The organism is Kitasatospora sp. NPDC058406, from assembly GCF_042722765.1.
Classification (GTDB): domain Bacteria; phylum Actinomycetota; class Actinomycetes; order Streptomycetales; family Streptomycetaceae; genus Kitasatospora.
This window is the reverse complement of record NZ_JBHXKE010000064.1, coordinates 16,635-27,033: the sequence shown is the minus strand read 5'-3', so window position 1 is coordinate 27,033 and position 10,399 is coordinate 16,635. Positions and strand designations below refer to the sequence as shown.

The following is a 10,399-nucleotide window of genomic DNA, read 5'->3' as shown; positions in this document are numbered from 1 at the left end:
CCGGCCCTCGTTTCCCCCCCCCCCCCCCGCCGCCCGTGGGGGGGGGGCGCCGCGCGCCCCCCCCCCCGGCCCTCGGCCCCCGCCCCCTGGCGCGACGGCCGGTTCCGCATCGGCAGCGTGACCAAGTCGTTCGTGTCGACGGTCGTGCTCCAGCTCGTCGGGGAGGGCCGGATCCGGCTGGACGACCCGGTCGAGCGCCACCTGCCGGGCGTCGTCCCGAACGGCGGCGCGATCACCGTCCGACAGCTGCTGAACCACACCAGCGGCCTGTTCAACTTCACGGAGGACGACCGGTTCCTGGTCAAGACCGAGGCCGAACTGCAGGACTTCGTGTACGGGACGTGGCGTTACCGGAACTACCGGCCGCAGCAGCTGGCCGCGGTCTCCGCCGAGCACCCGCCGTACTTCGCGCCCGGCCAGGGCTGGCACTACTCCAACACCAACTACGTCCTCGCCGGGATGATCATCAGGAAGGTCACCGGCCACACCTGGCAGCGCGAGGTCGAACGGCGGATCGTCCGGCCCCTGCACCTGGAGGACACCTCCTTCCCGGGATCCGAGACCGGCCTCGGCGGCCCGCACGCCCACGCCTACGCCGCGATGCCGGCCGGACCGGCCGACGTCACCCGGTACAACACGACCGTCGTGGACGCGGCCGGCAACGGCATCTCCACCACCGCCGACCTCAACCGGTTCCACGCCGCCCTGTTCGGCGGGAAGCTGCTGCGGCCGGCCCAACTGGCCTCGCTGACGGACACGGTGGAAACCTCGACGCCGGAGTTGCGCTACGGCCTCGGTGTGTTCCGGATCGATCTGGGCCCGGGGTGCGAGGCGGCCTGGGGCCACGACGGCGGCCTTCCCGGGTGGAGCACCCTGCTGGTCGGCACCGGGGACGGGCGGCGGCAGCTGGCGTTGTCGCACAACCCGTACCTGGGCACGGACAGTTCGGCGAGCGGCGAGGCGATCGGCTCGCTCCTGGCCAAGACGCTGTGCGGCCCGGTCGCGGGCGCCGGTGTGGCCCCGGGCGCCGGGACTCCCCCGCTCGTGGGAGCGATCCCGGGCACCGGGCCGGAGCTTCGCGTGGAGCTCGGCCCGGCCACCCGCTGACCGGCCCCCAGAACCGAGCGGGGCGGACCGGACGGGGCGGACCGGACGGGGCGGGGGGAAAAGCGGTTGACGCCCGTCGCCGCCCGCCGGTCGGATGGTGTCCCATGAGCACAGGGCAGTTGCACCCCGGTCAGCACGCCATCGACGAGGACCTCGTACGGCGACTGGTCGCCGGTCGGTTCCCGCAGTGGGCGGGGCTGCCGGTGCGGGGCTTCCCGTCCGGCGGCACCGTCAACGCCATGTACCGGCTGGGCGACGACATGGTGGTCCGGCTGCCGCTCGTCGACTGGGGCGAGGTGGACGTCGCCACGGAGCAGGAGTGGCTGCCGCGCCTGGCACCGCTCCTGCCCACGGCCATCCCGGCGGCGATCGCCCTCGGCGGGCCCGCCGAGGGCTATCCGTGGGCGTGGTCGGTGTACCGCTGGCTGGACGGGAGGAACCCGGAGGCCGGCGCGCTGACCGCGCCGGTCCCGCTGGCCGAGGACCTGGCCGGGTTCGTGTCGGCGATGCGGAGCATCACCCTCCCGGGCGGGCCCGCCGCCTACCGGGGCGGGCCGGTCCGGCTGCTCGACGAGTCGACCCGGGAGGCGATCGAGGAACTACGCGGCCTCCCCGAGGAGGGCGTCGACTGCGACGCCGCGGCCGCCGTCTGGGAGGACGCGCTGCGGGCTCCGGTGTGGGACGGGCCGCCGGTGTGGCTGCACTCGGACCTGATGCCGGGCAACCTGCTGGTGGACGCCGGGGGCCGGCTCACGGCGGTGATCGACTTCGGGTGCGCGGGCGTCGGCGATCCGGCCTGCGACATGTTCCCGGCCTGGAACCTGCTGCCCGCCGAGGGGCGGGAGGTCTTCCGCAAGGCGCTCGACGTGGACGACGCGACCTGGCGGCGCGGCAGGGGGCGGACACTCGCGCAGGCACTGGGGGCGCTGCCGTACTACCGGGAGACCAACCCGCTGATGGCGGCCAACGCCCGGCACGTGATCCGGGCGGTGCTGGAGGAGAGCTGAAGCGCGCGGCGCAGGTGTCGCCGGACCGTCGGCCGCCCGCCTCCACGTGCCGACGCCGTTCGACGCCCGTGGCGGTGGGCCCGAAGCCCTCCGCCACGGCGAGGCGGCTGTGAGGGCTCAACCAAATGATTCGTTGGGGTAGTTGAGTTGGGAGAGTATGACGGCATGCGCATCCTCGGCCTCGTCTTCGCGGGCACGTCCACACCCCACCGCTCTCAGATGGCCGACTTCCTCGGCGACACCTTGGGCCTGCCCCGTGTTGAGGTGGGCGGCGTTGAGGCCGACTTGTTCGAACTGCCCGACGGGTCGACCTTCGCCGTGGCCTCGCCCGGCGGGATGGGGGCGCCCCGGTCCGTCGGCTTCCTCGTGGACGATCTCGACGCTGCGGCGGCGGATCTGCGCGAAGCGGGCGTCGAGGTAGGGCCGATCGGCGAGAACGAACGTGAGCGGTACCTGCACTTTCGGGCTCCGGACCGTGAGCTCTACGAACTGACGGAACGCAAAGCCGGCATTGCCTGACCTCGAAGGGCGGCGGTTCGAATCCGCTCCCACACCCGTCCTCGACCTCCCACAGCTCGCGCCGCACCACCTCGGGGGCAGTCGCACGCCCCCACACCTCGCCGGTGCCGGGGTGGGCGTGACAGGGCGGGCAGTCATGTCCGGTGGCTCCTTGTGTGAGGAGTTCTTAGACCGGCCGAGGGGCGGTGTTCCTCCGCTCGGGTAGCCGGTCGCCGCGCCCGACGGCGGCGGCGGGAGCGGGTCGGGTACTGATCGCAGTCGGCGCAGGGTGCCACCGCCCTCGTCGGCACAGGTCGAAGCCCACACCTCAGGAGGCCGGAATGGCCCGCACGATCCCCCTCGCCCTGACTGCGCTCGGCGCCGTCGGAATCCTGGTCGGAGGCGCCGCGATCGCCACCGCCGACGACCGCGGGGCCGCCCGCCCGAAGGAGAAGCCGACCGTCGTCGTCCCCGGGAACCAGGCCGCCGCCGACGCGTCCCTACTGTCCGCGCACACGCAGGTCACCGGCGACTCGGTCGTCGTGCACCCGGGGCAGAACGTGTCGGCGGCCGTGCTCTGTCCGTCCGGCCAGGTGCCCACCGGTGGGGGCGGCACGACCAGCGCCTTCAGGATCTTCCTCACCGACTCCTACCCGAGCGGCAGCGCCTGGATCGTCCGCGGGACCAACACCAACAACGTCGACGAGTCCATCAGGGCGTACGCCGTCTGCACGACCCCCTGATCCGACGGCACACCCGGACGCCGAACCCGGCGGCCACCGCTGAACGACCGACGCGCCCCCGCCCGACGGCGGGGGCGCGTGAACCGGACGCGCCGCAGGACGTGGCGGGTCGGCAGGTCAGTCGGGTATGCGGGTCCGCTCGGGGGCGGAGGCGTCCTGATCGTGGTGGCGATCACGGAGGGCCTGGGTGCGGACCTGGCAGACGGCGCCGACGACGGCTGCCGCGATGACGAGGATCAGCAGCCCGAGCACGGCGGCCAACCCTCGGGAACGGTGGGGAGGTTCACGCGGCGGCATCCAGTTCGAACCAGACGATCTTGCCGCGCTTCTGCGGTTCGGTCCCCCAGCGGTGGGTGAGGCCGTCGACGAGCTGGAGTCCCCGGCCGCACTCGGCGAGGCCGGCGGGCGTTCGCCGTTCGGGGAAGTCGGAGGAGTCGTCGCCGACCGAGACGCGGAGCGTCCGGTCGAGAACGAGGACGAGGACGACGGGCGACGTGGTCCGGCCGTGCCGCCAGGCGTTGACGATCAGTTCGGCGAGGGCGAGCTCGGCGTCGGCGATGGCCTCGGGGTGGAACCCGCTGCGGACCATGGCGTCCCGGAGCGCGGCTCGGGCGATGGTGAGGGAAGGGGAGTTGAGGTTACACATGGGGAGTCTCCCAGCGGTGCAGGTGGGGCACACCAGAACGGGGTGCGTCGCCGTGAGCAAGGTCGCGGCGGCGATGGCGACGCCGCGCACGAGTGCTCTTCGGTGCCCGGGCAGCAGGTACCAACTGCCCTGATCCGGGACGTTGATGACAATCCGTCCGGTGAGCGATGCATCACCGACTGTAGGCCATGAGTGGCACACGTGCGGGCACTTCTTCCCCCTCCTTCACTCGATCGGGGGATTGCTGGACCGGCCAAGGGATCAAGGTGGATGCTTGAGGGCATGCCACCACGAACCACCCCGACAGTCAGGCAGGAACGGGTCGGTATCGAACTGCGGAAGATGCGCGACGGCGCCGGCCGCACGACAGCCCAGTCCGCCGCGCTCCTCGGGCTCGATCGCACGAAGATCACGCAGATCGAGAAGGGGTACTACCCGGTCACCTCGGAGCGCGTGCGCGTTCTTGCCTCGGACTACGAGGAGAGCGACAGCGAGTTCATCCATGCGCTGTCCATCATGGCGGAGGAGCGACATCGCGGATGGTGGAACGAGTACCGGGGCTCGGTGCCGACCGGGTTCTTGGACATCTCCGAGATGGAGCACTTCGCCCAAGGGATCCGCACCTACCAGGTCTGCCACATCCCGGGCGCCATGCAGACAGAGGAGTACGGAAGAGCGATCTTCCAGGACGTCTATCCTCCGCTGTCGCCACGGTTGCTCGAATCTCGCGTGGAGAACAGGATCCAGCGGTCAGCTTCTCTGATGGCCGAGGGCGCTCAGCCATACTCCGCAGTCGTTCATGAGGCTGCCCTACGGATGCGCTTCGGGGGTCGCGAGGCCACCTTGAGGCAGTTGGAGCAGTTGCTGACGTACACCGAGCTTCCGCACGTCACCCTGCAAGTGGTCCTCTTCGAATCGAACGGCTTCAAGGGTGCTGGGCAAGGCATCATCTACGCGAGCGGACCAGTGCCACGACTCGACACCGTCCAACTGGACTCCGTCGGTGGCCCCGTGTTCCTGCATGAACAGCGGCAACTGGAGAACTACCACCACATCATCGAGACGATGACCGATCGATCCCTGCCTCCGAACAAGTCGCGCGACTTCATCGCACTCCTCAAGAAAGAGATCTAGCACGATGGATAACCTCCGTTGGCAGCGCCCTGAATCATGTGGCGAAGGCGCGAGCTGCCCTGAGGTGGCTGTGACAGGCGGCACGGTCTACGTCCGGAGCAGTCTTCAACCCTCCTCCATAGCCGAGCTGACCCTCACCGAGTGGCGTGACCTCCTCGCCGGCATCCGCAACGGCGAGTTCGACGTCTGACCTGCTCCGGCGCGACCGGTGCCTCCCGGGAGGCACCGGTCGTCCACATCTCCTCAACATTCCCTGGAACCACTCCCCCGCTGCGGACACCAGATCTGCGTGGAGTCCTCCTTGTCCAGTAAGCAGGCGCAGCCCGGCGACCGCCAGGTCTTCGCCGAGCTCTACGATCAGCACGCGCGCACGGTCTTCGCGCACGCCTACAGATCCACCGGGGACCGCGACCTCGCGGACGACATCGTCTCCCTGACCTTCCTCGAAGCCTGGCGGCTGCGGAAGAAGCTCCGCGACGAGGTCCTGCACCCCCGTGCCTGGCTGCTGGCGATCGCCACCAACGTCCTGCGCAACACGGCCCGCACCGCGCGCCGTCACCGCGAGGCGATGTCCCGCCTCCCCCGCCGCGACCCGATCCCCGACTTCGCCGACGAGGTGGTCGGCCGGATCACGGACGCCAACACGGCCGCCGCCGCCGTGCGCGCCCTCGACCAGCTGGGCGCCCCCGAGCGCGAGGTGTTCACCCTCGTCGTCTGGTCCGGGCTGGGCTACGCGGAGGCCGCCCGCGCCCTGGGCATACCCGTGGGCACCGTCCGCTCCCGACTCTCCCGCGTGCGGGACAAGCTGCGCCGGATCGTCGACACCGAGGACCCGCCGGAGCCACCGCACGACCGCGCCCACCACCTCGCCGCCAGCCGTCAGCCCGTGGGGCACCACCAGGAGAGCCGGCCATGAACACCGCATCCACCGACCACGACAGGTGGGACGAGCACGGCGAGCGCCGCGAACTGGCCCGCCTGTTGCCCCCGCCCCCGCATCCGGTCCCGTCCCTCGACCAGATGGCCGCCCGCCGCGAGTTCCTGCTGGACGAGTTCGACCGGTCACGTCCCTTCGCCGCCCTGACCTCCCGCTGGCGGGGCCTCGCCCTGGTGGCCGCCGTCGGCACCGCCGCCACCCTCATGGCGGTGACCCTCACCCAGGGCACCGGAGCCTCGGCGAACCGGACGCCCCCCGCCACCGCGGCCTCCGTCGAACTTCTCGACCGGGCCGCCCGGGTCGCCTGGTCCGGCCCCGAGCCCTCGGTCCGGGACGCCCAGTACACCTACCTCAGGACCGTCAGCCACTCCACCTCGCTCAGCGAGTCCGCCGACGGCACGATGCGGCGCGGCACCACCACCACCGAAGCCGAGAAGTGGGCCTCCGTCGACGGCAGCCGGCCCGGGCTGACCCGTCACGCCGGCGCCGACGAACCGCTCTCCGCCCTCGACGGCTCCCTCCTGACGTCCTCCTCCTACCGCCTGCTGGCCACCCTTCCGACCGACCCCGAGTTGCTGCTCAGGAAGATCCACGCCGACGCCGTGCGCGATCACGGACGCGGTTCCGACTCGACCACCGGGCCCGACCAGGAGTCCTTCGTCGCGATCGGCGACCTCCTGCGCAGCACGGTCGTGCCGCCGCGACTGAGCGCCGCCCTCTACCGTGCGGCGGCCCGCATCCCCGGTGTGGTGGCGGTCGACGACGCCGTCGACGCCGCCGGCCGCCGCGGGGTGGCCGTGGCCCGCGTCCACAACGGCGAACGCTTCGAGTGGATCTTCGACCGCCAGACGATGCGTCTGCTCGGTACCCGCACGGTCCTGATCAAGGACGGCCCGTGGGGCAAATCCGGGGACGAGGTGGACTCCGCGGCCCTCGTCGCCTGGGGCATCGTGGACACCCCCGGTGAGGCAGCACCCCAGGAAGCAACCCCCTGAGTCGATTCGGTCAGCCATTGACCGGACTGCGCTGCAGCTATTGTGTGATCGGCGAATCCCGCGTTGGGTCGTGTCAGCACCGAACCGACACAACCGAGCAGGGGGGAAGTTGACCGTGCGTACATTCCGCACGCTCGCTGCCGTCACCACGGTCGCCGGCGCACTCGCGCTGGCGGCTCCGACGGCCGTGGCCGCACCCGCAGACGCGTCTGCGCAGGCCACCGACGTCAGGCAGTCCGCGGATCCGACGGACGCAAGGCCGTCCAAGCCCGTGATCGCCACCTATAGAGGCAAGAAGATCGACCTTTCCCAGGGTTGGGGCGGCGCCCGCGTCTGCACCGAGGTGACCGGCGGTGCCGTCTACTGCCACGACAGCATCGCCGAGGCCGACCAGGCACTCGCCACCATCGATCCCGCTTCGGCCGAGACCTCGCGGAAGGCGCCTGCCGCCGGAGCCTCACTGACCGACGCGGACTGCTCCTCGGGCTGGGTCTGCATCTGGGAGCACTCCAACTACACGGGTGCCGCCCTGCGCTGGTCGCAGTTCGGCACCAAGTACCTGTCCGACTGGGGTTTCCGGGACCGGGCCAGCTCCGCCTGCGCCTACAACGCGAGCGGCGCGACCCTCTACGACGACCGCGCCCTCCAGCCGGACCCGTCGCTCTACCTCGGATGGGGCTGCTACGACCTCTCCGCCCAGGGCTACCCCTACGGCGGCAGCTGGAACGACCGGGTCGACTACCTCACGGTCAACTGACCCGGCACCACCGCACGGAGAAGGCCGAGGGCCGGTCACCCGATCTTCCGGGTGCCGGCCCTCGGCCTTCGTCCTGCGGGCCCGGGTTCCTGCGGGGTCAGGCCGCCAGCTCGGCCGCGTCCTCCGCCGGAGCCTGCTCGGCCGTCTTCTTGTCCCGCATCACGATCGTCGCCACCAGGGCCGCCGCCAGCACGCCCACCGCGCTCACCGTGAAGGTAGTCGACATGGCGGAGGTGAAGGCCTCCCGGGCGGCGTGCGCCAGGCCCGCGTCCCCCTTGGCCTCGGCCAGGGCGCCGACGATCGACTGCTTCGCCTGCTCCGAGGAGCCCTTCGGCATCCTGTCCGCGTAGCCGCTGGCCAGCATCGACCCGAGGATCGCGATGCCCAGCGCCGTACCCGCCTGCTGGATGGTGTCGTTCAGCGCGGAGCCGACGCCCGCCTTGTCCGCCGGGATCTCGCCCATCAGCGCACCGACCGCGGCCGGCATCGCCAGACCGGCGCCGAACCCCAGGATCCCCAGGGCGGTCGCCGGGACGGCGAACCCGGTCGCCGCGTCCACCGTGCTGAACAGGACGAACGCCCCGGCCATCATCAGCATGCCGACCAGCACCAGCATCCGGTTGCCGATCTTCGCCGCCAGACCGGCGCCCAGGCCGTTGCCGACCAGGGCCGCGATCGCCATCGGCACGAAGGCCAGGCCCGCCTTGACCGGCGAGTAGTCCAGCACGAACTGCAGGTACTGGGTGAGGACCAGCAGCAGACCGCCGTTGCCGATCTGGACCAGAGTCAGGGAGAGCGAGCCACCACTGAAGTTGCGCTTCTTGAAGAGCATCAGCGGCACCATCGGCTCCGCCGCCACGTTCTGCCAGACCACGAACCCGCCGAGCGCCAGGACCGCGACCGCGAGGGTCACCAGCGAGGTGCCGCCGAACGCGCCGTGCTTCGGGATCTCGATGATCCACCAGATCATCGCGGTCATGCCGACCGCCGACAGCACCGCGCCCAGCGGGTCCGGCTTCTGCCACGGGCCCCTGGACTCCGGCATCAGGACCAGCGCGGCGGTGATGGCGAGCACGACGACGGGCACGTTGATGAAGAAGATCGAGTGCCACGAGAAGTGGTCGATCAGCACGCCACCGAGCACCGGGCTACCAACCAGGCCCAGCATGGAGACGGAACCCCAGGCCGCCATCGCCTTGCCGCGCTCGTCCTCCTCGAACACCGTGATCAGGATCGACAGCGTCGACGGCATGATCAGCGCGCCACCCACACCCATGGCCACCCGGCTCGCGATGACCTCACCCGGGTTGCTGCAGAGCGTCGCCGCGAGCGACGCCGCTCCGAAGAGCAGCAGGCCGATGATCATCACCTTCCGCCTGCCGAACCGGTCCCCCAGGCTTCCGGAGGTCAGCAGCAGGCCCGCGAAGACCAGGATGTAGGAGTCGAGGATCCACTGCGTGTCCTGCGCGGTGGCCTTCAGGTCCTCGGTCATCGACGGCACCGCCACCGTCAGCGCCATGCTGTCGACCACCAGGACGAGCGTGCTGAGGCACAGCACGATCAGGATCCACCAGCGACGTGGGTTGCGGGCTTCCATGGATGTTCCCCTCCGAGGTGCGTACATTGTTCCGCCGTTGCGCACACTGTACGCATTATGGAACGGTGTGCGCAACCCTTTAACGCCGTGCGCAATTGCGAACGCCGTGTGCAGTGTTCGAACCCTGTACGCTGAATGCGCACGGTGTACGCAGGGACAACTCGCCGACCCACCGAGGGAGGACCGGCCGATGGCCGCGAAGACGAATCCGATCCCGTCCGTATGGGCCCGCCAGCAGCGCGAACCCGAACAGCCGGCGCTCAGCCGAGCCGTGATCGTCCGCGAGGCGATCACCATGCTGGACGCCGACGGCATCGAGGCGCTCTCCATGCGCAAGCTCGGCGCCCGCCTCAACGCGGGCGCGACCTCCCTCTACCGGCACGTCGCCACCAAGGACGAGCTGATGGAACTCGCCGTGGACGAGGTCTTCGGCGAGATCACCGTGCCGGCCACCGACCCCGCCGAATGGCGGGCCGCCGTCATCGAGACCTGCGGGTCCTTCCGGTCCGCCACGCTGCGCCACCGCTGGCTGGCGTCCGTCCTGGGCCAGGCCGGACTCGCCTACCTCGGCCCCAACCTGGTCGCCGTCTCCGAACGGCTCGCCGAGCTCTTCACCTCGGCCGGCTTCCCCGACGCCTCGCGCGGCCTGGACACCGTCCTCGCCTACGTCATCGGCATGAGCACCACCGAGGCCGCCTGGCTGACCGCGGTGGCCCGCAGCGGCGAGAGCGAGGCCGAGTTCGTCGCCCGGCTGATGCCCACCGCCCAGAAGGCCGTGGCCGGCCACGACCTCCTCTCCGACTCCTACGCCGCCGCCGCGGCCACCGCCGCCATCACGGACCCCACCGAGATGCGCGACGCCAAGTTCGACTACGGCCTGGAGATCATCCTCGACGGACTCGCCCTCCGCCTCCCGCGCTGACGCCCGGGCCGGCCCGCCGGCGAAGCGGCACCGGGCCCGGCCGCTCCCGACCCGGC

At 71.1% G+C, this 10,399-nt stretch carries 13 protein-coding genes; 10 read left to right on the top strand and 3 right to left on the bottom strand.

Going from position 1 to position 10,399, the window contains the following annotated elements; genetic code table 11:
- The 4 genes from ACFWOG_RS15175 to ACFWOG_RS15160 all read left to right on the top strand — a co-directional run.
- Window positions 1-1,107: serine hydrolase domain-containing protein (locus ACFWOG_RS15175; protein WP_380358510.1), on the top strand; the 1,107-nt coding region annotated here is incomplete at its 5' end.
- 104 nt (window positions 1,108-1,211) lie between these two features.
- Entirely contained in the window at window positions 1,212-2,114 is a 903-nt protein-coding gene (locus ACFWOG_RS15170) for an aminoglycoside phosphotransferase family protein (RefSeq protein ID WP_380358508.1), read from the top strand.
- Window positions 2,115-2,279: 165 nt separating this feature from the next.
- Window positions 2,280-2,633 (top strand): hypothetical protein, encoded by a 354-nt coding sequence (locus tag ACFWOG_RS15165; protein WP_380358505.1) that lies wholly within the window; start codon window positions 2,280-2,282, stop codon window positions 2,631-2,633.
- A 320-nt stretch (window positions 2,634-2,953) separates the two neighbouring features.
- Window positions 2,954-3,355, top strand: coding sequence for a hypothetical protein (locus ACFWOG_RS15160; protein WP_380358503.1), 402 nt, complete (start codon window positions 2,954-2,956; stop codon window positions 3,353-3,355).
- Window positions 3,356-3,472: 117 nt separating this feature from the next.
- On the opposite strand, the gene ACFWOG_RS15155 is transcribed toward ACFWOG_RS15160, so the two are convergent.
- Both ACFWOG_RS15155 and ACFWOG_RS15150 read right to left on the bottom strand, forming a co-directional pair.
- Window positions 3,473-3,607, bottom strand: coding sequence for a hypothetical protein (locus tag ACFWOG_RS15155; protein WP_329883660.1), 135 nt, complete (start codon window positions 3,605-3,607; stop codon window positions 3,473-3,475).
- Between the two features lie 31 nt (window positions 3,608-3,638).
- Window positions 3,639-4,001, bottom strand: coding sequence for an ATP-binding protein (locus tag ACFWOG_RS15150; RefSeq protein ID WP_355399204.1), 363 nt, complete (start codon window positions 3,999-4,001; stop codon window positions 3,639-3,641).
- Window positions 4,002-4,271: 270 nt separating this feature from the next.
- Between ACFWOG_RS15150 and ACFWOG_RS15145 the strand changes: the two genes are divergently transcribed.
- From ACFWOG_RS15145 to ACFWOG_RS15125, 5 genes are all read left to right on the top strand, one after another.
- On the top strand, window positions 4,272-5,135 hold the full coding sequence (locus tag ACFWOG_RS15145; protein WP_380358499.1) for a helix-turn-helix domain-containing protein: 864 nt from the start codon (window positions 4,272-4,274) through the stop codon (window positions 5,133-5,135).
- A 4-nt stretch (window positions 5,136-5,139) separates the two neighbouring features.
- The gene (locus ACFWOG_RS15140) at window positions 5,140-5,325 is read left to right on the top strand and encodes a DUF397 domain-containing protein (RefSeq protein WP_380358496.1); all 186 of its coding nucleotides are present in this window, start codon (window positions 5,140-5,142) and stop codon (window positions 5,323-5,325) included.
- 111 nt (window positions 5,326-5,436) lie between these two features.
- On the top strand, window positions 5,437-6,051 hold the full coding sequence (locus ACFWOG_RS15135; protein ID WP_329952464.1) for an RNA polymerase sigma factor: 615 nt from the start codon (window positions 5,437-5,439) through the stop codon (window positions 6,049-6,051).
- On the top strand, window positions 6,048-7,067 hold the full coding sequence (locus ACFWOG_RS15130) for a CU044_5270 family protein (protein ID WP_329952465.1): 1,020 nt from the start codon (window positions 6,048-6,050) through the stop codon (window positions 7,065-7,067). Before ACFWOG_RS15135 ends, ACFWOG_RS15130 begins: the two co-directional genes overlap by 4 nt.
- A gap of 115 nt (window positions 7,068-7,182) precedes the next feature.
- Window positions 7,183-7,824 carry a peptidase inhibitor family I36 protein gene (locus ACFWOG_RS15125; RefSeq protein WP_329952466.1) on the top strand — a complete coding sequence of 214 codons (642 nt, stop codon included), beginning with the start codon at window positions 7,183-7,185 and terminating at the stop codon, window positions 7,822-7,824.
- Between the two features lie 97 nt (window positions 7,825-7,921).
- Here the strand turns inward: ACFWOG_RS15125 and ACFWOG_RS15120 are convergent, their stop codons facing one another.
- Window positions 7,922-9,421, bottom strand: coding sequence for an MFS transporter (locus tag ACFWOG_RS15120; RefSeq protein WP_380358491.1), 1,500 nt, complete (start codon window positions 9,419-9,421; stop codon window positions 7,922-7,924).
- 190 nt (window positions 9,422-9,611) lie between these two features.
- Here ACFWOG_RS15120 and ACFWOG_RS15115 point away from each other — a divergent pair, with 190 nt between their 5' ends.
- A complete protein-coding gene (locus tag ACFWOG_RS15115; RefSeq protein ID WP_329883652.1) occupies window positions 9,612-10,343 on the top strand; it encodes a TetR/AcrR family transcriptional regulator C-terminal domain-containing protein in 732 nt (243 codons plus the stop codon).
- Window positions 10,344-10,399: the final 56 nt, after the last annotated feature.